This window comes from Curtobacterium sp. ABR8 (assembly GCF_057812125.1).
In genome coordinates, this window is the sequence record NZ_CM173818.1 from 3,812,928 (window position 1) to 3,834,672 (window position 21,745).

At 71.9% G+C, this 21,745-nt stretch carries 22 protein-coding genes; 7 read left to right on the plus strand and 15 right to left on the minus strand.

The genetic code is table 11. The features are described 5' to 3' along the window. Window positions 1–10: 10 nt before the first annotated feature. On the minus strand, window positions 11–574 hold the full coding sequence (hxlB, locus tag ACXKZB_RS18235; RefSeq protein WP_340197833.1) for a 6-phospho-3-hexuloisomerase: 564 nt from the start codon (window positions 572–574) through the stop codon (window positions 11–13). Window positions 575–685: 111 nt separating this feature from the next. On the opposite strand from hxlB, the gene ACXKZB_RS18240 reads away from it, so the two are divergent. Then, window positions 686–1,531 (plus strand): helix-turn-helix transcriptional regulator, encoded by an 846-nt coding sequence (locus tag ACXKZB_RS18240; protein ID WP_123311607.1) that lies wholly within the window; start codon window positions 686–688, stop codon window positions 1,529–1,531. Here ACXKZB_RS18240 and ACXKZB_RS18245 read toward each other — a convergent pair. After that, a complete protein-coding gene (locus ACXKZB_RS18245) occupies window positions 1,515–2,216 on the minus strand; it encodes a response regulator (RefSeq protein WP_488824093.1) in 702 nt (233 codons plus the stop codon). The genes ACXKZB_RS18240 and ACXKZB_RS18245 overlap by 17 nt on opposite strands. Beyond that, a complete protein-coding gene (locus ACXKZB_RS18250; RefSeq protein WP_488824094.1) occupies window positions 2,213–4,705 on the minus strand; it encodes an ATP-binding protein in 2,493 nt (830 codons plus the stop codon). Before ACXKZB_RS18250 ends, ACXKZB_RS18245 begins: the two co-directional genes overlap by 4 nt. A 185-nt stretch (window positions 4,706–4,890) precedes the next feature. Between ACXKZB_RS18250 and ACXKZB_RS18255 the strand changes: the two genes are divergently transcribed. Continuing rightward, window positions 4,891–5,388, plus strand: coding sequence for an Abi family protein (locus tag ACXKZB_RS18255; RefSeq protein ID WP_488825934.1), 498 nt, complete (start codon window positions 4,891–4,893; stop codon window positions 5,386–5,388). A gap of 7 nt (window positions 5,389–5,395) precedes the next feature. On the opposite strand, the gene kdpC is transcribed toward ACXKZB_RS18255, so the two are convergent. From kdpC to ACXKZB_RS18285, 6 genes are all read right to left on the minus strand, one after another. After that, window positions 5,396–5,998: a potassium-transporting ATPase subunit KdpC gene (kdpC, locus tag ACXKZB_RS18260; protein WP_488824095.1), complete on the minus strand. Its 603-nt coding sequence runs from the start codon at window positions 5,996–5,998 to the stop codon at window positions 5,396–5,398. Between the two features lie 2 nt (window positions 5,999–6,000). Continuing rightward, window positions 6,001–8,094 (minus strand): potassium-transporting ATPase subunit KdpB, encoded by a 2,094-nt coding sequence (gene kdpB / locus ACXKZB_RS18265; RefSeq protein WP_488824096.1) that lies wholly within the window; start codon window positions 8,092–8,094, stop codon window positions 6,001–6,003. Next, on the minus strand, window positions 8,091–9,773 hold the full coding sequence (gene kdpA / locus ACXKZB_RS18270; protein WP_488824097.1) for a potassium-transporting ATPase subunit KdpA: 1,683 nt from the start codon (window positions 9,771–9,773) through the stop codon (window positions 8,091–8,093). Before kdpA ends, kdpB begins: the two co-directional genes overlap by 4 nt. After that, complete coding sequence (locus ACXKZB_RS18275) at window positions 9,773–9,862, minus strand: potassium-transporting ATPase subunit F (protein ID WP_017887940.1); 90 nt, start codon at window positions 9,860–9,862, stop codon at window positions 9,773–9,775. Before ACXKZB_RS18275 ends, kdpA begins: the two co-directional genes overlap by 1 nt. Then, the gene (locus tag ACXKZB_RS18280; RefSeq protein ID WP_155896901.1) at window positions 9,859–9,996 is read right to left on the minus strand and encodes a hypothetical protein; all 138 of its coding nucleotides are present in this window, start codon (window positions 9,994–9,996) and stop codon (window positions 9,859–9,861) included. Before ACXKZB_RS18280 ends, ACXKZB_RS18275 begins: the two co-directional genes overlap by 4 nt. 94 nt (window positions 9,997–10,090) lie before the next feature. Further along, the gene (locus ACXKZB_RS18285; RefSeq protein ID WP_488824098.1) at window positions 10,091–11,047 is read right to left on the minus strand and encodes a helix-turn-helix transcriptional regulator; all 957 of its coding nucleotides are present in this window, start codon (window positions 11,045–11,047) and stop codon (window positions 10,091–10,093) included. Between the two features lie 62 nt (window positions 11,048–11,109). Here ACXKZB_RS18285 and ACXKZB_RS18290 point away from each other — a divergent pair, with 62 nt between their 5' ends. Continuing rightward, complete coding sequence (locus tag ACXKZB_RS18290; RefSeq protein WP_488824099.1) at window positions 11,110–11,529, plus strand: VOC family protein; 420 nt, start codon at window positions 11,110–11,112, stop codon at window positions 11,527–11,529. Window positions 11,530–11,625: 96 nt separating this feature from the next. Further along, window positions 11,626–12,159, plus strand: a complete 534-nt coding sequence (locus ACXKZB_RS18295) for a hypothetical protein (RefSeq protein ID WP_488824100.1) — start codon at window positions 11,626–11,628, stop codon at window positions 12,157–12,159. 13 nt (window positions 12,160–12,172) lie between these two features. On the opposite strand, the gene ACXKZB_RS18300 is transcribed toward ACXKZB_RS18295, so the two are convergent. Then, window positions 12,173–13,039, minus strand: a complete 867-nt coding sequence (locus ACXKZB_RS18300; protein ID WP_488824101.1) for a putative RNA methyltransferase — start codon at window positions 13,037–13,039, stop codon at window positions 12,173–12,175. 35 nt (window positions 13,040–13,074) lie between these two features. On the opposite strand from ACXKZB_RS18300, the gene ACXKZB_RS18305 reads away from it, so the two are divergent. The 3 genes from ACXKZB_RS18305 to ACXKZB_RS18315 all read left to right on the plus strand — a co-directional run bounded on the left by ACXKZB_RS18305 (window position 13,075) and on the right by ACXKZB_RS18315 (window position 15,386). Beyond that, on the plus strand, window positions 13,075–13,830 hold the full coding sequence (locus ACXKZB_RS18305) for an SDR family NAD(P)-dependent oxidoreductase (protein ID WP_488824102.1): 756 nt from the start codon (window positions 13,075–13,077) through the stop codon (window positions 13,828–13,830). Window positions 13,831–13,897: 67 nt separating this feature from the next. Continuing rightward, on the plus strand, window positions 13,898–14,836 hold the full coding sequence (locus ACXKZB_RS18310; RefSeq protein WP_488824103.1) for an aldo/keto reductase: 939 nt from the start codon (window positions 13,898–13,900) through the stop codon (window positions 14,834–14,836). 22 nt (window positions 14,837–14,858) lie between these two features. Further along, window positions 14,859–15,386 carry a GNAT family N-acetyltransferase gene (locus tag ACXKZB_RS18315; protein WP_488824104.1) on the plus strand — a complete coding sequence of 176 codons (528 nt, stop codon included), beginning with the start codon at window positions 14,859–14,861 and terminating at the stop codon, window positions 15,384–15,386. Between the two features lie 93 nt (window positions 15,387–15,479). Here ACXKZB_RS18315 and ACXKZB_RS18320 read toward each other — a convergent pair whose 3' ends face one another. From ACXKZB_RS18320 to ACXKZB_RS18340, 5 genes are all read right to left on the minus strand, one after another. Then, window positions 15,480–15,692, minus strand: a complete 213-nt coding sequence (locus ACXKZB_RS18320; protein WP_222658863.1) for a hypothetical protein — start codon at window positions 15,690–15,692, stop codon at window positions 15,480–15,482. A 64-nt stretch (window positions 15,693–15,756) separates the two neighbouring features. Further along, window positions 15,757–15,987: a hypothetical protein gene (locus ACXKZB_RS18325; protein ID WP_488824105.1), complete on the minus strand. Its 231-nt coding sequence runs from the start codon at window positions 15,985–15,987 to the stop codon at window positions 15,757–15,759. 34 nt (window positions 15,988–16,021) lie between these two features. Next, window positions 16,022–19,177 carry a GH92 family glycosyl hydrolase gene (locus tag ACXKZB_RS18330; RefSeq protein ID WP_488824106.1) on the minus strand — a complete coding sequence of 1,052 codons (3,156 nt, stop codon included), beginning with the start codon at window positions 19,175–19,177 and terminating at the stop codon, window positions 16,022–16,024. Window positions 19,178–19,224: 47 nt separating this feature from the next. Further along, window positions 19,225–20,883 (minus strand): serine/threonine-protein kinase, encoded by a 1,659-nt coding sequence (locus ACXKZB_RS18335; protein WP_488824107.1) that lies wholly within the window; start codon window positions 20,881–20,883, stop codon window positions 19,225–19,227. Between the two features lie 36 nt (window positions 20,884–20,919). After that, window positions 20,920–21,729, minus strand: coding sequence for a phosphatase PAP2 family protein (locus tag ACXKZB_RS18340; RefSeq protein ID WP_488824108.1), 810 nt, complete (start codon window positions 21,727–21,729; stop codon window positions 20,920–20,922). Window positions 21,730–21,745 lie beyond the last annotated feature (16 nt).

Here is a 21,745-nt window from a genome sequence, read left to right on the forward strand (position 1 = left end):
TGGATGCCTTTCATTCGAGGTTGGCGTGTCGGGGCCAGAGGTCGTCGGCGGACTGCCCGCCGCGGGACCAGAGCGTGTGGAACAGGGCATCGCCGACCAGGGCGACGGCCTGTTCGAAGAGGCTGCCGGCGTACTGGGCCGAGGCCGTGCCGGAGCGATCGGTCTTCGTCGCTGCCGGCAGCACGAGGGTGACGTCGGCCACCTCGGACAACGGCGAGTCGTCGGTGGTCGACAGTGCGACGACGGACGCTCCGACGTCGTGCGCGGTGCGGGCCGCCTGCACGATGCCGCTGGTCGTGCCGGATCCGCTCGCGACGAGGAGCACGTCCCCGGGGCGGATCGCTGGCGTGGTGGTCTCGCCGACGACGTGGACGTCACGTCCGAGGTGCATGAGCCGCATCGCCGTCATGCGCAGTGCCAGGCCGGACCGGCCGGCGCCGTGCACGAAGACCCGGTGGCTCCGGTCGATCAGGTCGAGGGCGCGCTCAGCCGACGCGTCGTCGACGTTCGCGGCGAGGTCGGTGACCTCACGCACGATCACGTCGAACGCTGCGGGGACGGTGGGTTCTGCCATGTCCACGAGCATGCCGTCACGCCGCCTGGTGCACCGCTACCCGCGTCGGCAGGCTCCCCACCCGATCGGGTGGCCCCGTCCGCACGGGTGGGACAGGTAGGTTCGGCTCCCATGGACGCATCGGGAACGGACCGGGAGGCCCGTGGCGGCTCCGCCAGTCGGCTCGCCGCCTCGGAACACGCCAGGACGGTCGCCGAGCAGGCGGACCGTCAGGCGCTCACCCTCGAGTCCGTGCTCGCCGTGCTCCGGTCACCGCGGGTGTCCGACGCCGCCGCGCGGGCCGAGGCCGTCGAGATCGCGTCAGCCGCGCTCGTCGACCTGCGCACCGAGACCGACCACCAGCGCAGCACCCTGCTCGAGCCGGTCACCGGAGCGTTCTCACGGCTGCGGGCCGACCTGCGCCCGCTCGTCCGGTTCGGTGACCTCGACGTGCAGTTCGTCGAACCGCCCACGACCGGTCGTGCCCTGCCCGGTGACGTCGCACACGCGGCCCGGGCCATCGTCCGGACCGCCGTGCTCGCCCTGGTCGACGGCGGTGCGGCAAAGCGCGTCCGCATCCAGTGGGACTGCGACGGCCGGAACCTGCTCATGCAGCTCCGTGACGACGGGTCCGGCACCCTCGACGTGCACGACGACGCCATGCGGCCGATCGCGGAGCGCGTCGTCACCCTCGACGGGCGCGTCCAGGTGTCGAGCACACCCGACTGGGGCTCCGTGCTCGACATCTCGCTGCCCCTCGACCCGTCACCGACCGAGGTGGACTCGGTCGCGGACGACGACCTCACCCCGCGGGAGCGCGACGTGCTGCGGCTGCTCGCGACGGGCGTCGGCAACCGCGAGATCGCCGAGGGCCTGGGCATCAGCGTGAACACCGTGAAGTACCACGTGGCGAACCTGCTCCGGAAGCACGGCGCCCGCACCCGTGCCGAGCTCGCGGCCTTCAGTTCCCGGGCGTGACCCCGGCGGGGGCGAAGCGGTAGCCCATACCGGACTCCGTCACCAGGTACCGCGGGTGCGCTGGGTCGGGCTCGAGCTTCCGCCTCAGCTGCGCCATGTACAGCCGCAGGTACCCGGAGTCGTTGCCGTGCGACGGCCCCCACACCTCGGTCAGCAGCATCTCGCGGGTCATCAGCCGGTCAGGGTTCGTGACGAGCACCTCGAGCAGACGCCACTCGGTCGGGGTCAGCCGGATCGCGGGACCGCTGGCCGGGGTCACCTGCTTCGCCACGAGGTCCACGACCAGGTCGCCGATCCGGATCGTCGGCACGGTGTCCACGCCGGTCGGGACGCGACGCCGTCCGAGGGCCCGCAGCCGCGCCAGCAGCTCGTCCATCTGGAACGGCTTCGTCACGTAGTCGTCGGCGCCGGCGTCGAGCGCGTCGACCTTGTCGGACGAGTCCGTCCGTCCGGACAGCACCAGCACCGGCACCTGCGACCAGCCCCGGATGCCCTCGAGGACACCGATGCCGTCGAGCCGGGGCATCCCGAGGTCGAGCAGCACCAGGTCGGGACGTTCGGTGATGACGGTGTCGATCGCAGCGCGGCCGTCCTTCGCCGTCACGACGTCGTACCCGCGGGCGGCGAGCGTCACGGAGAGCGCCCGGACGAGCTGTGCGTCGTCGTCGGCGATCAACACCTTCATCGGAGCTCCACTCCCACGTGCCCGGCGATCGGCAGCCGCACCACGACGGTGAGTCCACCACCCGGGGTGTCGTCGACCTCGATCGTGCCGCCCATGCCCTCGGTGAACCCGCGCGCCAGCGCCAGTCCGAGTCCGAGGCCGGTCTCGTTGTCGGTGTCGCCGAGTCGCTGGAACGGCTGGAACACCTCGTCGCGGCGATCCTCGGGAATGCCGGGGCCGTGGTCGGCGACGCGGAGCTCGACCCCGCCGGCGAACGCGCTCGCGGCGATCCGCACGTGGGTACCGTCCGGGGCGTACCGGGCCGCGTTCGCGAGGAGGTTCACGACGACCCGCTGCAGCAGGACCGGGTCGGCGAGCACCGGCGGCAGGTCGGCGGGCAGGTCGAGGTCGACGTCGTCGGGGCCGAGCTCCAGCTCGTCGAGCGCGGGGGCGACCACCGTCTCGAGCGCGATCGCAGCCGGGGTGACCGCGAGGACACCGGCCTGCACGCGGCTGACGTCCAACAGGTCTGCCAACAGCACCGCCAGCTGACCGAGGCTCTCGTCGGCGGTCGCGAGCAGCGCCTCCCGGTCGGCCCGTGACAGGTCGATGTCGGGCGCACGCAGCGTCTGCACGGCGGCGGAGGCCGCTGCGATGGGTCGGCGCACGTCGTGGCCGACGGCCGCGAGCAGCGCGCTCCTGACCCGGTCGGCGGCGGCGATGCGCTCGGCGCCGACGGCCGTGCGGGTCAGCTCGCGGTGCTCGACGGCGGCGTCGAGCTGTTGCTCGACGACCCGCAGCAGTCGGCGCTGGGTCGGGTCGTCGGGCGCACCCGCGAACTCGAGGACGGCCCCGGAGGCCAGCGTCGTGGACGCGTCCGGCGTCGCGCCGAACTCGCCGGAGGTGGCCGGCACCTCGTCGCCCTGGCGGATCCGGACGCCGGCGAAGCCGAAGGCCTCACGGGTGCGGTCGAGCAGTGCCTGCAGGGCGTCGTCACCACGGAGCACGCTGCCGGCGATGCCCATCAGGAGCCCGGACTCGGCCGAGGCGCGGCGGGCGGCACGCGATCGGCGCGCGGACCGGTCGACCACGAAGCTGACCAGCACCGCACTGATCACGTACATGACCAGGGCGAACAGGTGCCACGGCTGCTGGACGGTGACCATGTAGAGGGGTTGCACGAAGAAGTAGTCGAGGCTCAGCCCGGACAGCACGGCCGTGAACACCGCTGGCCACATCCCGCCCACGAGCGCCACGACGAGCACGAGCAACTGGTACGCCAGCACGTCGACGGTGATGGCGTCGGGGTCGCTGCCGATCGACAGCGCCCAGGTGAGCAGGGGCCCGACCAGGACCGACAGCACGAAGGCGGCGAGGACCCGCCCGCGCGACAGGCTGCCACCGAGCTTCGGCAGGGTGATCCCGCCGCCGGCACGCTCGTGGGTGACGACGTGGACGTCGATGTCGCCGGACTCCCGGATCACGGTGTTGCCGATCCCCGGACCGGTCATCGCGGCAGCGAGACGACTGCGTCGGCTGACGCCGATGACGATCTGGGTCGCGTCGATCGACCGCGCGAACCGCACGAGGGTCGACGGCACGTCGTCGCCGACGACCTGGTGGTACGTGCCACCGAGCTGCTCGAGCAGGGTCCGCTGCTTGCCGAGCGCCCCCGGGTGCCGCACGCGCAGACCGTCGTTCGTCGTCACGTGCACGGCCGCGAGTTCGCCCCCGGCACTGCGGGCGGCGATACGGGCACCGCGACGGAGCAGGGTCTCACCCTCGGGCCCGCCGGTCAGGGCGACCAGCACCCGTTCCCGGGTCTCCCAGCGGTGCTCGATGCCGTGTTCGGCGCGGTAGGCCTTGAGCGCGTCGTCGACCTCGTCGGCGAGCCAGAGCAACGCGATCTCACGCAGGGCCGTCAGGTTGCCGAGCCGGAAGTAGTTCGACAGCGCCGCATCGATCCGGGCGGCCGGGTACACGAGTCCGTCGGACAGCCGTTCGCGCAGCGCTGCCGGGGCCAGGTCCACGACCTCGATCTGGTCGGCCGCGCGCACCACGGCGTCGGGGACGGTCTCGCGCTGGACGGTGCCGGTGATCTCCCGCACCACGTCGCCGAGGGACTGCATGTGCTGCACGTTCACCGTCGAGATGACGTCGATGCCGGCGTCACGCAGGGCCTCGACGTCCTGCCAGCGCTTCTCGTTCGCACTGCCGGGGGCGTTCGTGTGCGCGAGTTCGTCGACGAGGGCGACCTCGGGCGCCCGGGCGATGACGGCGTCGAGGTCGAGGTCGTCGAGCTCCACACCACGGTGCGCGACCGAGCGGCGGGGCACCACTTCGAGTCCGGTGACGAGGGCGGCGGTGGCGGCGCGCTCGTGCGTCTCGACGACGGCGACGACGACGTCACGGCCCTCGTCGAGCAGCCGGCGACCCTCTTCGAGCATGGTGAACGTCTTGCCGACGCCCGGTGCGGCACCGAGCAGGACCCGCAGCTTGCCGCGCTTCACGTGCTCATCCTCTCGCGTCCGCTGTTGCGGGGCAGCCGGTCGACTGATATTCTCCTCGTAACCGTTCCCACCAAGGCTCGAGCCTCGGCTTCCTCAAATCGGGTGGGACTGTACCGCCCCGCGTCGCTTGTCGGCGCGGGGCACTCTTTTCTTCGTTCCGGGACACGTTCGACCACGACTCGCTGCTGCGGCGCGCAGCAGGAGTACTCAACCGAGCAAACGACCCGGTGACGCAGAAGGTCTGGCGAGAGCGAGCGCTCGATCAGGTTCCCTTCGGGATGCTGGCCGAGGAGCTCAGCTTCGGTGAACTCTCGCGGCTGACGGGCGCCCTGGAACCCCGATTGCACGATGCGGTGGCCCTCGCGTTCCGCCTGCCTGCGGGAACGCTCCGTCCGTGCCTGCACCACATCACGCACGTCCGGAACTGCTGCGCCCACCACACGCGGCTCTGGGGCCGCAGCTTCCGGATCCCGCCGCCGACCTTCCGCTCCCCCGCCGACCTGGTCGCTCGACTCGAGGGGCTGCCGAAGCGCACACCGGCGCACTCCCTCGAACTGCTCGCACACCTCGCCGAGACCGTCGGCCCGTGCGACCGTCACGCCGATGTCGTCCGACGGTTGATCGACGAGCACGACGATCTGATCGACGGCATCGGCGGACGGCCGAGCTGGGCGGCGAGGTGACCGCACGTCAGGACAGCTTCGCCAGCGCGAGGTTCAGGGCCAGCACGTTCACGACGGGCTCGCCGAGGAACCCGAGCTGCCGCGACTCGGTGTGCGATGCGACCAACTGCCGCACCGTGTCCTCGGACACGCCCCGCGCCGCAGCCACACGCGCGACCTGTTGCGACGCGTACTCGGGGCTGATGTCCGGGTCGAGACCCGAACCCGAGGCGGTGACCGCGTCGGCGGGGACGTCCGCCTCCGAGACCCCGTCGGCCTCTGCCAGTGCCGCACGACGGTCCTCGACGGCCGCGAGCAGGTCCGGGTTGTTCGGCCCGAGGTTCGAGCCGGACGAGCCCTGCGCGTCGTAGCCGTCCTCGCCAGCTGCTGACGGCCGCGACTGGAACCAGCGATCGGCCTGCTTGCCGGTGAACGACTGCCCGATCAACGAGGAACCGACGGCCGTGCCGGACGAGTCCGTGACCATCGAGCCGTTGGCCTGGTCGTGGAACGCCGCCTGGCCGACCCCCCAGACGGCGAGCGGGTAGCCGACGCCGAGCACGACGGTGGCGAGCAGGGTGAGGCGGATCGCCACACCGGCGGAACGGACGGTGGAACGTGCAGATGCCATGACTAGAACCCCGGGATGAGACCGACCACGAGGTCGATCAGTTTGATGCCGATGAAGGGGACGACCACGCCGCCGAGCCCGTAGACGAGCAGGTTGCGGCCGAGGATCGACGACGCTGCGGCCGCGCGGTACTTGACGCCACGCAGGGACAGCGGGATGAGCGCCACGATGACGAGCGCGTTGAAGACGACCGCCGACAGGATCGCGGACGACGGGCTGTGCAGCCCCATGACGTTGAGCGCTGCGAGCCCGGGGAACGCCGCCTGGAACATCGCCGGGATGATCGCGAAGTACTTCGCGACGTCGTTGGCGATGGAGAAGGTGGTCAGGGCCCCGCGGGTGATGAGCAGCTGCTTGCCGATGCGGACGACGTCGATGAGCTTGGTCGGGTCGGAGTCGAGGTCGACCATGTTGCCCGCCTCCTTCGCCGCCGTCGTGCCGGTGTTCATCGCGACGCCGACGTCCGCCTGCGCCAGGGCCGGGGCGTCGTTGGTGCCGTCACCGGTCATGGCGACGAGGTTGCCGCCCTCCTGCTCGCGCTTGATGTAGGCGAGCTTGTCCTCCGGGGTGGCCTCGGCGAGGAAGTCGTCGACGCCGGCTTCGTGCGCGATCGCGGCCGCGGTGCGGGGGTTGTCACCGGTGATCATCACCGTGCGGATGCCCATCGACCGGAGCTCGGCGAACCGTGATGCCATGCCGTCCTTGACGACGTCCTTCAGGTGCACGACGCCGAGCAGGGCGACCGCGCCGTCCGAGGAGCGGCGACCGACGACGAGCGGCGTCCCGCCCTGGTCGGAGATCTCCGCCACGGTCGAGTCGATGGCCGACACGACACCAGGCTCGCTGGTGTCCGCCCAGGCGAGCACGGCGGCAGCGGCACCCTTGCGGATCTGCGATCCGTCCGGCAGGTCCAGACCGGACATGCGCGTCTGCGCCGTGAACGGCACCTCGACGGCGCCGTCGGGCAGTGCCGGCGTCACCCCGGCGTCGGCAGCGAGCGACACGATCGAACGTCCTTCGGGCGTCGAGTCCGCAGCGCTCGACAGGGCTGCTGCCTCCATCAGCGAGGCTTCGGGCACACCCGGCACCGGCACCACCCGTGACGCCCGGCGGTTGCCGTACGTGATCGTGCCCGTCTTGTCGAGCAGCAGGGTGGTGATGTCGCCGGCGGCCTCGACCGCGCGGCCCGACATCGCGAGCACGTTGTGCTGCACGAGCCGGTCCATGCCGGCGATGCCGATCGCGGAGAGCAGGGCCCCGATGGTGGTCGGGATGAGGCAGACGAGCAGGGCGATGAGCACCGGCACGCTGACCGTCGCACCGACGAGTCCCGCGATGGGCTGCATCGTCAGGCAGACGATCACGAAGACGATCGACAGCGAGGCGAGCAGGATGTTCAGCGCGATCTCGTTCGGCGTCTTCTGACGTGCGGCGCCCTCGACCAGGCGGATCATCCGGTCGATGAAGGTCTCGCCCGGGGTCGAGGTGATGCGCACGATGATCCGGTCCGACAGCACGCGGGTGCCACCGGTGACGGCACTGCGGTCACCGCCGGACTCGCGGATGACCGGTGCGGACTCCCCCGTGACGGCCGACTCGTCGACGGACGCGATGCCGTCGATGACGTCGCCGTCGCCCGGGATCACCTCGCCGGCGACAACGACCACCACGTCGCCCTTGGCCAGGTCGACCGATGCGACCTCCTCGGTCTCGTTGCCGACCGCTGCAGCGTCGGCCTGGTCGTAGCCGAGCACCCGGCGAGCGCTCGTGGTCGAGCGGGTCTTCCGCAGGGTGTCGGCCTGCGCCTTGCCCCGCCCCTCGGCGACCGACTCCGCCAGGTTGGCGAAGACGACGGTGAGCCAGAGCCACACCGCGATCGCGATGGTGAACGCGGACGGCTCGACGACGGCGGCGGCCGTCGTCAGCGCTGCGCCGACCTCGACGATGAACATGACGGGGTTCCGCCACATGAGTCGCGGATCGAGTTTCCGCAGGGCGCCCGGGAGGCCCGCCACCAGTTGGCGGGGTCCGAATGCGGACGAGCGGGTGGCCGGCTCCACTGCGGTGCGCGGTTCCGGCTCGGTGGTCACGGTCATGACAGTCCTTCTGCGAGCGGGCCCAGTGCGAGCACCGGGAAGTAGGTGAGAGCGGTGACGATGACGGCGACGCCGCCGAGCAGCCCGATGAACAGCGGGCGGTGGGTGGGGAGCGTGCCGGCGGTCTCCGGCACTCGGTCCTGGGCGGCGAGGGACCCGGCGAGCGCCAGGACGAACACCATCGGCACGAAGCGGCCGAGCAGCATCACGACGCCGAGCGAGGAGTTCATCCACGTGGTGTTCGCGGTGAGTCCACCGAAGGCCGAGCCGTTGTTGTTCGCGCCCGAGGTGAACGCGTAGAGCAGCTCGGACAGCCCGTGGTTGCCGGGGTTGAAGATCGACGTGCCGAGCACCTGTTCGCGGACGCCGGGGATGACCAGGGACAGCCCGGTGGCGAGGAGCACCAGGGTCGGCGTCACCAGGATGTACAGCGCCGCGAAGGTCATCTCCTTGGCGCGGATCTTCTTGCCGAGGTACTCCGGCGTCCGGCCGACGAGCAGGCCGCCGATGAACACCGTGATGACGGCGAGCACGAGCATGCCGTACAGGCCGGAGCCGACACCGCCCGGGGTGACCTCGCCGAGCATCATGTTCAGCATCGCCATCATCCCGCCGATCGGGGTGAAGCTGTCGAACATGCCGTTCACCGCACCGGTCGAGGTCGCGGTCGACGTCGTGCCGAACAGGGTGGTGCCGAGGATGCCGAACCGGGTCTCCTTGCCCTCCATCGCCGCTCCGGCCGCGTGCGTCGCGAGTCCGCCGCCGCCGAGCTCGGCGATCGACATCACCGACAGGGACACGAGGAAGATCGCGCCCATCACGGTGAGGATCGCGTAGCCCTGGCGGTCGTCACCGACGAGCCGCCCGAACGTGCGGGGCAGCGAGAACGGGATGACGAGCATCAGGAAGACCTCGACCAGGTTCGTCCACGCCTGCGGGTTCTCGAACGGGTGTGCCGAGTTGGCGTTGAAGTAGCCGCCGCCGTTCGTGCCGAGTTCCTTGATCGCCTCCTGCGACGCGACGAACCCGTCGGGGATGTGCTGCGTGCCACCGATGAGCGTGGTCACGTCGGTGCCGCTCCCCCACGACTGGATGACACCGCCGGCGACGAGCACGATCGCGAACACGAACGCACCGGGCAGCAGCAGGCGACCGACACCGCGGACGACGTCCACCCACACGTTGCCGAGGGTGCCGGACTTGCGGCGGGCGAACCCGCGCACCAGGGCGACGGCGACGGCGAGGCCGACGGCGGCGGACAGGAAGTTCTGCACCGCGAGGCCGGCCATCTGCACGGTGTAGCCGACGGTCACCTCCGGTGAGTACGACTGCCAGTTCGTGTTCGCGACGAACGAGGCCGCGGTGTTGAACGCGAGCGACGGACCCACGGCCGGCAGGCCGAGGTCGCCGGGCAGCACGACCTGGACGCGCTGCAGCAGGTAGACGAGCAGCAGCCCGACGACGCTGAAGAGCAGGACGCCGCGCAGGTACACGGGCCACGACTGTTCGGCGTCCGGGTCGACCCCGATCAGCCGGTAGACCCCGCGCTCGACCCGGTTGTGCCGGACGGGTGTGAAGACCTTCGCCATCCAGTCGCCGAGCGGGCGGTAGGCGACGACGAGCAGCAGGACGAGCGTGGCGACCTGGACGATCCCCGCCCAGACGTCAGCGGCGCCCACTAGAAGCGCTCCGGACGCACGAGCGCCCAGACGAGGTACACGACTGCGGCGATGCCGAGGACGGCGGCCGCGATGGTGATGCCGATCACAGCCGTTCCACCCCCTTGGCGATCAGTGCCACCACGCCGAACACGGCGAGGACACCGGCGACGACGAACACGTCGAACACGAGGGACTCCAGAAGGTCTGCGGTGTCCGCGCCGGGCGACGCGGACGGCACCACGTGTGGTGCCTGGACCGATGCTGGATCCTGCACCGGGCCTCCCGGCCGCTCCTAACGGTTTCCTCACGCCGCCCTTGCGGACGCATGCGCCCCGCTAACGCGCGCTCGCCGCCCGGAGTCGAGCTGCCGACGCGACGGTGGCGTCACGGAGGTCGTCCGGACCCTCGACGACGAAGTCGACCGCGAACCCCGCGAACGCTCCGGCGAGCCCCGGCCAGGACCACGAGCCGAGCGTGACCCGACTCCGCTCGTCGGGCAGGGACTCGACGACGGCGTCCTCGGGCAGGTAGGGCGTGACGGTCCGGGCGTCGGCGGCCGTCATCGTCACCGAGCCGGTGCACGGCCACACGTCTGCCTGCGCCGATCCCTTGAACCGCGCCGACACGAAGGCCACGGGGTCGCCGCCGGGGACGGGTCGCGGCGTGAACGGGACCCGGGTGCGCATCCGTGGGGTGATCCGGTCGATGCGGTGCGTGCGCCAGTCGCCGCGGTCGAGGTCCCAGTCGAGCAGGTACCAGCGGCCGTTCCGTGCGACGACGGCGTGCGGTTCGACGCGGCGGGCTGGGTGCAGGTCGTCGTCGCCCGCGTACGTGAAGCGGAGGACCTCGTGCAGGTGCACGGCCTCGCTCACGGCGACGAGCACGTCCGGGTCGGTGCGGGTCCGGCCGGACGTCGTCACCGCCTGCACCGCGTCGACCCGCGACCGGAGCCGCGCGGGCATGACCTGCCGGACCGTCGCCAGCGCTCGGGCGGCTGACTCCGCGATGTCCGCTCCGGAGGCGGGTGCGACGGCGAGCGCCAGGGCGATCGCCACGGCCTGGTCGTCGTCGAACAGCAGCGGCGGCAGGTCGGAGCCCGCTGCGAGCCGGTACCCGCCAGCGGGACCACGCAGCGCTTCGACCCGGTACCCGAGCTCGCGGAGGCGGTCGACGTCGCGGCGGACCGTGCGGGGGCTGACCTCGAGACGGCCGGCGAGCTCGTCGCCCGGCCAGTCGCGGTGCACCTGCAACAACGACAGCAGCGCGAGCATGCGCGAGGAGGGTCCGGCCATGTCGATCATCCTCGTCGAAGAAGCGGACATGATCTGACCGCATTGCCGGTCATCCTCGTTCCATGAGCATCGAAACGACAACCCACCTCAACTTCGACGGCAACGCCCGCGAGGCCCTCGACTTCTACGCATCGGCCTTCGGCGGTGAGGTCACCGCCGCCACCTACGGACAGATGGGCGCCCTCGACGATCCCGCCTGGGCCGACCGGGTCGTCTTCGGCCAGGTCGCCACCGACGCCGGGTTCCGGGTCATGGCCTTCGACGTCTGGCCCGGTCAGCCCTACGACCAGGGATCGAACGCCTTCTACGTGTTCGTGCACGGGGACGACACCGCCGAGATCGAGCGGTACTGGGCCGCGCTGTCCGAGGGCGCCGAGATCCGGCAGCCGCTCGCCCCTTCGGCCTGGGCGCCACTCGCCGGGCAGCTCCGCGACCGGTTCGGCGTGGTCTGGCAGCTCGACGTCGCGGCGCCGACCGAGTGACACGGCGGTGCGGCCGGGACGGTCCCGGCCCGCACCGACGCTCGGACGTTTGTGAACCGCTTCCACACGGAAACCGGCCGCCGGTAGCGTGCTGGCATGCCCGAGTTCCGTCCGATGCCCGGCTACGAGCTCGGGGACGGATGGGTGGCCGCCCGCCGACGCCGCTCCCGGTTCGGCCGCGTGTGGCGCTGGATCGGTCCGCCGGTCGCACTCGTCGCCGTCGTCGCTGCCGCGCTGCTGTTCCACTGGTACGCCGGCGTGGCCGACCAGGTCGAGTGGGAGTGCGCCGTGTCCACCTGCGGGACGAACGACCCGCGGTCCTTCGTGCCGGAGGGGTGCTGGGCACTCCTGGTACTGGCTGCGCTCGGCGTCGGACGGGTGCCGGGGCGCTGGTGGTGGCGAGCCGGACTGCTGCTGGCGTTCGCCCTCGTCGCCGCGTGGTCGATCGACTGGTGGCGGATGCCCGGGATCGACCTCGGCCTGTTCGTGACGTCGATCGGCGCCGGGGGCGTCGGCGCCGTGGTGCTGCTCGCCCGGATCGGGATCGCGGTCGACCGTGCGCGCGGGCGGGCCCACACCGCGCGTCGGCGGGCCGGACAGGGCAGTCCGCGGGACGTGGCCGAGCGCTGACCCGGTCGGAGGATCAGCCTGCGCGGCTCCACGTACTGACCGTGACGGCCGCGGTCACGCTCGTCGGCGCGAACACCTGCTCCGGGTCGACGTGGTGGTGGCTCGGCCCCATGTGCACGACGTCGTGGACGTCCTCGGCGGACAGGTCCATCGTCCACGTCAGGTCGTCGGAGGACCGCAGCACGAACGACGGCGTGAGCGAGTCGTGCAGCCGCCGCTCCTTCTCGGGATCCACCGTGATGGTCGCCTCGGCCAGCTCCGCCAGGTGTCCGGTGCGCGGGGTCACCACCACGAGTCGGCCCTCGGGGTGCAGGACGCGGGCGTACTCCGTCTGGTTGCGGGGTGCGAAGACGTCGAGGACAACGGCGGCAGCGCCGTCGACGACCGGGAGGCGCTCGGTCACGTCCCCGACGACGGCTCCGGCACGTTCGTGGACGCGGGCCGCCCGTCGGATCGCGACGGCCGACAGGTCCAACGCCACCCCCAGTCGTCGAGTCGGCTGACGGCCGACAGGTGCAAGCGCGCCCGGCGCGACCCCGAGCCTCCCGTCCGCCGCGCGCAGCGCATGGGCCAGGTACGTCCCCGGACCGGATCCGACGTCGAGCACGATGCCGGGCGCCGTCGCCTCGGCGACGACCGCGGCGAGCGCCCGCTCGACGGGCGCGTAGTGTCCGCGCCCCAGGAACCGCAGCCGGGCGTCGACCATCTCCGGGGTGTCCGCGGTGAGCGCCCGACGCTTCGCCGGCAGGAGCGTCAGGTGGCCCTGCTTCGCCTCGTCGAACCGGTGCCCGGTCGCGCAACCGACCTGGCCGCCGTCGACGCGTCCGAGGGGCTCGGCGCACACGGGGCAGGCGAGCATCGGCAGCAGGTCGTCACGCACCGGCCCAGCGTACGGGGCCTCGCTAGCCTGGCCGGATGTCGCTGCAGCAGCTCTTCGGTGTCGACGGACGCACCGCCCTGGTGACGGGAGGCAGTTCCGGCATCGGACAGGCGATCGCGGTCGCCCTGGCGGACGCGGGAGCGCACGTGCTCGTCGCAGCTCGGACGCGGTCCACCATCGATGCGACGGTCGATGACATCCGTGCCGCTGGCGATTCGGCCGACGGCATCGTCGCGGACCTGTCCACGCGCGCCGGAGCACACGCACTCGCCGATGCGGCTGGCGACGTCGACGTCCTCGTGAACTCCGCCGGCATCAACCTCCGGCCCCCGATGGCCGATCTCGACGAGGCCACCTGGGACGCCACGATGGCCGTCAACCTCGACGCGCCGTTCGTGCTCGGGCAGCGGCTCGCACCCGGCATGGCGGCCCGTGGGTACGGCCGCATCGTCTCGATCAGCTCGCAGCAAGCACACCGCCCCTTCGCCGCCAGCGGCGCGTACGGGGTCTCCAAGGCCGGTCTGGAGGCGCTGGCCCGGTCCCAGGCAGAAGCCTGGTCCGCGCAGGGGGTCACCTCCAACGTCCTCGTCCCCGGTTTCGTGCGCACCCCGCTCAACGAGCGGCTCAGCGCCGACCCCGCGACGGTGTCGGCGCTCGCGGCGCGGACACTGGTGGGCCGGAACGGGCTCGCGTCGGACTTCGCGGCCGCCGCCGTGTTCCTCGCCGGCCCCGGGTCGGCCTACGTCACGGGACAGTCGATCGCGGTCGACGGCGGGTTCTCGGTCCACTAGGTCCTTCGGCGCCTGAGGTACTGGCAGGGCCTGCCTGTGCCGGGGACCGGCTGGCAGGATCGAGGGCGTGAAGACACTGGAGTTGCCACAGACGGACCTCACCGCATCCGACGTCGTCGTCGGCCTGATGCGGATCAACGACATGAGCGACGAGGACATCCGCGCGCTCTACAGCGCCTCGCGTGACGCGGGCGTGAACATGTTCGACCACGCCGCGGTGTACGGCGAGTGGCACGGCTGCGAGGAGCGGTTCGGTGCCGCCGTGACGCTGTCGCCCGCGGAGCGCGCAGAGATCGTGCTGCAGACCAAGGTCGGCATCCGGCCGACGCCGAACGGTGCGTACTTCGACTTCTCGTACGAGCACATCCTCGAGTCCGTGCACGAGTCGCTCGAGGCCTTGCAGACCGACTACGTCGACGTCCTGCTGCTGCACCGCCCCGACGCCCTGGTCGAGCCGGAAGAGGTCGCGAAGGCCTTCGACGAGCTGCACGCCGCCGGCAAGGTGCACCACTTCGGCGTCTCGAACCACACCCCCGGCCAGGTCGACCTGCTCAAGAAGCACGTCCGCCAGCCGCTCGCGTTCAACCAGGTGCAGCTGAGCATCACCCACGCCAACGTCATCTCGCAGGGCCTGACCGCGAACATGGGCGGCCTCGAGCAGTCGATCTCCCGCGACAACGACATCCTCAACTACTCGCGCATCAACGACATCACGCTGCAGGCCTGGTCGCCGTTCCAGAAGGGCTTCTTCGACGGCGTCTTCCTCGGCGACCGGGAGCAGTACGCCGAGCTGAACGACGTGCTCGAGGAGGTCGCCGCAGCACACGGTGTCGCCCCGACCGGCATCGCGGTCGCGTGGATCACCCGCCACCCCGCGCACTTCCAGGTCGTCCTCGGCACCACGAACCCGCAGCGCGTGCGCGACTCGGCAGCCGGCTCGGACGTCGAGCTGTCACGCGAGGAGTGGTACCGCATCTTCACCGCCGCGGGGCACACCGTTCCGTGAGTCCATCGGGCAGGGTGGGGTCGTGCTCCACGACCTCACCCTGCCCGTCCGCCTCTCCGCCCGCTCCGGTTCGGTGGTGGTGCGGAACGCCGTCGACAGCGACCTCGACGCACTGATGGCGCTGCTCTCCGACGACCCGATCAGTGCCGCTCGCGGGGACGTCGCCGACCCGGAGGACCGCCCGCAGTACGCCGAGGCACTCCGATCGATCGTGGACGACCCGGCGAACGCACTGCTCGTCGCCGAGGACGAGACCGGTCGGCTCGTCGGCACGCTGCAGCTCACCCGGATCCCGGGGATGGCCCGCCGTGGCTCGACCCGGCTGCTCGTCGAGGCCGTGCGGGTCAGCAGTGCACTCCGGTCCGGCGGCATCGGGAGTGCCCTGATGCGCTGGGTCACCGACATCGCGGCTCCGGCCCTCGGGACCCCGCTCGTGCAGCTCACCTCGGACGCTGCACGGACCGATGCGCACCGGTTCTACGAGCGCCTCGGCTTCACCGCGTCCCATGTTGGCTTCAAGTACCGCGTCCCCGGCGTCGGCGCACGCTGACGTTCCTTCCCAGAACGCGCGCGATGCAAGGTGCTTCCAGGCGTACCTGGTCGAAACTCCGGACCAGGTACGCCCGATTCGACCAGGCGCGCGCTAGTCGTCGGAGGCGGAGTCCGCCGACCGCGGTGTCGGCACGTGCACGTCGACCGGGGACACCCCGGCGGGGTCCGCGGAGGCACCGCCCACGACGTCGAACGAGATCCCGAGCATCGCCGGGTCCTCGTCGAGTTCGAGCCCGTCCTCCTTCGCCTGGTCCTCCGGGATTGCACGGCCACCAGACGGGTCCCACGAGTTCGCGATCGACATGCGCACGAGCATGCCCGAGCCGCTTGGCAATCGCCCAAGAAACCCCGGAGGACCCCCGGAACGGTCAGAGGTCGTCCGGGTGCAGCCGCTCGCCGGGCTGCGGGCGCCGGAACACCGGGCCACCGCCGGCCTCGTCCTCGTCGTGGTGGCTGACGGGCGAGACGCTCGGGTCGGCGGAGTCCTCGCCGACGTCGGCGCCACGGTCCTCCTCGATCTCGAGTTCCGCCTCGTCGGAGCCGTCCACGGGGATGGCGGCGCCCTGCTGTTCCGGATCGAACGGTGTGCTCATCGACATGGGCCGAGCATGCTCCGGCCTGGTGAACAACGCGTCAACGCTGTCCGTCCGCCGCGATCAGCTCGAGCTGCGTCAGCGCCACGTCGGTGCCCGCGGTGAAGACGAACGACGAGCCGCCGCCGATGATGCGGAAGACGCGGGTCTGCCCGGCCCAGGTGAACTCGGCGCCGTCGACCGCCGTGACCGTCTCGCCGAGGGACACCTGCCACGAGTACGACCCCGGAGTCGCCACCGTCACCGTGTACAGCGAGGCGGCGGGGCAGTCCACGTCGAACGAGACCGACTCCCCCGCGGCGAGCGCCGACACCGTGCGCCCGGTGTCGTCGACCAGCGGCGACGCCCCGACGGGCAGCAGGTCGACGGGGGCGTCCCGGTAGCCGTGCACCTCGGACGCCGACACCGGGCGGGTCTCCGACGCCCAGCCCTGCGGTTCGGGTGACAGCGTGAAGACGATGTGCGATGCCGACACCACCACGTGATGCGGGATGCTGACCGACGTCCAGGGCGACCCGTCGACCGTCACCGACGCGACGTACGCACCTGCGGAACCGTCGGCGATCTCGATGACGGTGGGCGTTCCTCCCGGCTGCTGCAGCACCGTCCTGCGGACCGACGGCGGCACGAGCACGTAGGTGCCCGTGGACGGCGCCAGCGGGTACAGGCCGATCGTCGCGAAGACGTACCAGGCGCTCATCTCGCCGTTGTCCTCGTCGCCGGGGTAGCCCTGGCCGAGGTCGGAGCCGACGAACAGCCGCTCCAGCGATTCCCGCACGATGCGGTGCGCGTCGTCGTGCCGCCCGGTGAACATCGGGAAGAACGGGATGTGGTGCGCCGGCTGGTTGGACAGGCCGAGCATGCCCATCCGGACGTCGCGGGCCTCGGTCATCTCGTGGATCGGGAAGCCGTACGCGCCGGAACGGACGGTCGCGCCGGTCTCGGGTGTCGCGAAGAACGCGTCGATCGCGGCGTCGAACCGCGCCGGCCCGCCGTGCAGGTCCACGATGCCGGCGCCGTCGTGGGGTGCGGTGAAGGCCGTGCCCCAGGCGTTCGTCTCGGTGTAGTCGTCGCCCCAGTCACGCGGGTCGAACTCGGTGCCGACCCGCCACGAGCCGTCGGGGTCGCGGCCGATGAAGAAGCCCCGCTCGGAGTCGAACACGTGCCGGTACTGCAGCGATCGACGGGCGAACCACTCCGCCTCGGCCTCGTACCGGGACAGGTCGGCGGGCGTGTTCGCCCGTGACGCGAGCAGGCCCGCCATGACGGCGAGTCCCCAGTCGTTGATCGCGGCATCCAGGGTCCAGGACATCCCCTCGGACGTCGCCGTGTCGACGTGGCCACGGAAGGCGCCCGGGAGGCTCCCCTTCCGTCCGACCCGCTCGTCACGCGGCGGGACGGTCGCGTTCCGGACCGCGCTCCGGTACGCCTCGGCGAGGTCGAACCCGGTGATGCCCTTCGCCGCGAGGTCGGCGAAGACGGTGTCGCTCGTGGTGCCCGTCATGCAGTCCTCGGCGCCGGGGGCGCTCCAGCGTGGGGTCCACCCGCCGTCGTGGTGGTGCTCGACGAAGCCCTGCGCGAGCGCACCGGCGGTCTCCGGGGTGAGGAGCCCGAGGAGCGGCCAAGCGGTGCGGTAGGTGTCCCAGAACCCGTTCGTCGTGGTGAACGGCCCCTCGACGACCTCCGGTCCGGGCTCGTCGCGGATCGGGTCGGCGAGGACGGCTCCGTACGGCGAGCGGTGGTGCGGCGATCCGGTCAGGGCGGTCTCGCCGGCGCGGTTCGGGTAGAGGAACAGCCGGTACAGGCCGGAGTACAGGCTCGTCAGCTGGTCCTCTGTGGCTCCGTCGAACGAGAGCGTCGCGAGCTCCGCCGTCCAGAGCGCCTCGGCGCGGGTGCACATGGTGTCGAAGGAGCCGGCGTCGTCGAGGTTCGCGCGCGCGTCCTCGATCGAGACCGTCGAGATGCCGAGCAGGACGTCGACGGGACGGCCGCCGTCCACGGTCAGCCAGCCGCGCAGCTCGTGCTCGCTGATGCTGGTGTGGTCCGCGGTCACGTGCGGGATCCGGACGTGCACGTGGTGCGGCGGGGTGCCGGGGCGGTCGTCGAGGACGGCCTCGACCACGGCGGTGCCGTCGGTGATCGTCACCGAGACGTCGGACACCCGGCCGTGGTGGTCGAGCACGATGCTGCGGGTCCCGGTGAAGCGGAACGCGAGGGCGAACTCCCCCGCGGTCATCTCGGCCGTGACACCCTGGTCGAGGGCGACGCGGTACCGGTGCGGACCGTCGAGTTCGTCGTCGTGGTCGAACCCGAGGGCACGTGCGGCCAGGTCGACGTCGGGGGTGTCGAGGGGTGACGGCATGACCTGGAACACGCCGCGGTCCCCCATCCACGGCGACGGGATGTGACTCGTCGCGAAGGCCTGGATCGCCGGCCGGACCCGCCCGTCGGCCTCGGTGCGGGCGTGCTCCTGGTATGCGTACGGCCAGCGGTTGCTCGACGCGTCGGTCATCGGCAGGCCGAACACACCGCCGTGCGGGACGCCGACGAGCGGGGCGTTGTTGCCGCGGGAGAACCGTGACGAAGCCTGTGTGCCGCGGGTGGTGCGGACGTGGTCGAGCGGCGTGGCCGGCGTCGGCCGAGCCGGGCCGATGCGGACGTCGTCGAGCCAGCCGCGCAGGGCTGGACGCTCGCCTTCGGCGTCCGACGGCTGGGTGTCGGAGCCGAGCCGGGCCTCCAGTCGGTCGACGACCCGCCCCGCGAACGGCGTGAGGTCCACCGCGCGACGGTTCCACTGGTCGACCCACTGCTTGCGGGCCGTGTCCTGCGCGTCGGGCGTGAGCGCGTCGCCGTACTGGTCGCGTGCGTGTCCGCCGCGCGCGGGCCCGTGGTCGCTCAGTCGCGTGCCGTCGGTGAAGACGACGTCGACGGCGAAGGCCGTGGCGTCCCAGAAGTGCGGCAGGTCCGCCTCGGTGGGCTCGGCCGCGCCCTGCGGCAGCGTGCGCTCCGGGAACCAGACCCACGACAGTTCGTCGCCGGGTGCGACCACCCGGCCGCTGGAGCCGGGGACGAGCGCCACCACGGCACCGTCACCCGCGGGTCGTTCGACCAGCCACCCCTCCGCCGATCCGAAGCCGACACCGTTCCGCGCCGCGACGGCCGTCGTCGGCCCACCGCTCCGTTGCAGTTCTCGCACGGGTCCAGCGTATTTGGTCCAGCGTCTGGACGAAAACGCTCGGCGTGTCAGCCCTTGTTCTGCCCGGGGGCGTTCTCCGAGTTGCCGGGACCTGCGTCCGCCGACGTGTCGGTCGTGGTGTCGGTCGTCGTGTCGGCCGCGCCGTCGGCTGGGTCGGCGCCGTCCTGCGGCTCCTGCACCGGGTTCGAGACCGGCGCGCTCGGCTCCGGACCGACGGACGGCTCCTGGCTGGGCTCGGCGGGCTCACTCGGCTGTTCGGCCGGCTCGGACGGCTGCTCCGCCGGCTCGGAGGGCTGCTGCTCGGCCGGCTGACTCGGCTGCTGCTGCTCCTGGCTCGGCTGCTGCTCCTCGCTCGGCTGCTGTTCTTCCTCACTGGGCTGCTGCTCGGTCGGTGCGGTCGAGGTCGTGTCCGTCGGCGCCGGTGTGCCGTCGTCGTCGCCGTTCAGCGCGAACACCGCGACCCCGATGCCGACCAGCACCAGGACGACCACGACGATCGCCGTGATGATGGGCCCCTTGCGTCGCTTCTCGCGCTTCGCCGGGTCGTCACCGGAGCCCGGTCGGACGGGCGGGGCCGCGGAGGGCACCCCACCACCTCCGCCGGTCGGGCCGCCGGCGCCGCGCTGGGCACCGAGGACGGTGGTCGACACGTCGTCCGCCGCGTTCGGCTGCTGGGCGTCCATCACGCGGGTCGCGTCGTCCGCGCCCGCCTGTCCACCCGGACGGGAGGCACCACTCGCCGGCATCACGCGGGTCGCGTCGTCCGCGTGCGCGGCCATCGGAGCCGTGGCTGCGGCGGCGGCACCGGCCGCACCGGCCGCGGCTGCTCCGGCTGCCGCGCCGGCGCCCGCTGCCGTCCGCGTTCCGGGACCGCCGGGCAGGAGTTGCGTGGCGGCTCCTGGCTCGTCGCGGCCCAGGGCGCGGAGTCGTTCGGCTGCCTCGGCCGCGCTCGGGCGCTCGGAGGGGTCCTGCGCCGTCATCACGTGCAGGAGCGTGCGCCAGGCCGTCGGCAGGTGCTGGTCGATCTCCGGGCTGCGGGTGAGTCGTGCGGTCGCGGACTCGATGGCGCTGCCCGGGAAGGGTGTCTTGCCCGTCAAGCACTCGAGCAGCACCAGCCCGAGCGCGTAGACGTCGGCCTTGCCGGTGATCTCCTGCGCCAGGACCTGCTCCGGCGCGAGGTACGCAGCCGTCCCCATCACGGTGCCCGTCCCCGTCACACGCGAAGCGTCACGGAGCAGGGCGATGCCGAAGTCCGCGAGCTTGACGTGGCTGCCGTCGCGCTCGAGGAGCACGTTGGCGGGCTTCACGTCGCGGTGGACGATGCCCTGCGCGTGCACGGCGCTCAGCCCGTCGGCCACCTGTGTGCCGACGCGGGCGGCGGTCGTGGGGTCGAGCGGTCCCTCGCGCAGCCGGGTGGCCAGGTCACTGCCGGGCACGAGTTCCATGACGAGGTACGAGTCGCCGTCGGCGTCGTCGAGGGCTGCGTCGTACAGGGTGACGAGGGCCGGGCTGCGCAGCGTCGCGAGGGTCTGGATCTCCGACTCGGCACGGGCGCGTTCACCGTGGTCGACCGGCCCGATGCGGAACACCTTGACGGCGACCTCACGTCCGAGCTGCTCGTCGACCGCCCGGTACACGGACGCCATGCCACCGTGTCCGAGCGTGCCCGTGACGCGGTACCTGCCGCCGAAGACCCGTTCTTCCATGACGGGCAACCTACCGGTAGCGGCTGACGGGGCCACTCATCCGGCTCGGTCCGGGGCGGGCTCCGCACCGTGGCGGAGCGCCGTCAGGTACAACCGGTGCGCCGTGATCACGAGGGCGAGCCAGGCGAGTCCGAGCGCCCACGCCGCCAGCACGTCGGTCAGCCAGTGGTGCCCGAGGAACACGCGCGACGCCCCGACGGACAGCACGAACAGGGTGCCGACGACGATCGTCCACACCCGCGTGACGACGCGCGACTGCCGCAGGAGCAGGAGGTACACGATGGTGCCCACGATCACCGTGGAGTTGAGCGTGTGCCCCGACGGGAACGACGGCGACGTCTCGTACGGCGGCACCGCGTCGGAGAGCGGCGGACGCGCCCGACCGATGAGGTCCTTGCCCGCGATCGTCATGAGCAGCGAACCGCCGCTCGCCGCGACGAGCAGCACGAACGGGGTCCACGCCCGCCGCTGGATGGTGAACCCGACCAGGAAGCCCAGGGCGACGATGGGCATCCCGATCGTGCCGGCGATGTCGGTCCACCACGTGACCAGACGATCCCCCACGGGCGACCGGAGGGTGAGCGCCCAGTCGAGCACCGGCCGGTCGAGCACGGCGACGTCGTCGGCTTCGCGGACCGCGTCGTAGACCTCGGAGGCGATCCACGTGGCGAGGACGGCGACACCGAGACCCACGGCGAGGGTCAGCAGCAGGACGGGCATGGCGCCGAAGCGCTTGCCGAGCGCGGTCCATGCACCGGCGACGCTGCGGCCCGCCCGGGAGCGCCAACGGGTCAGGTCGACTTCGCCGACGGTACGGTCGGCGGCGTCCCCGCGTTCGGTGTCCATCCGTCCACCCTGCCCG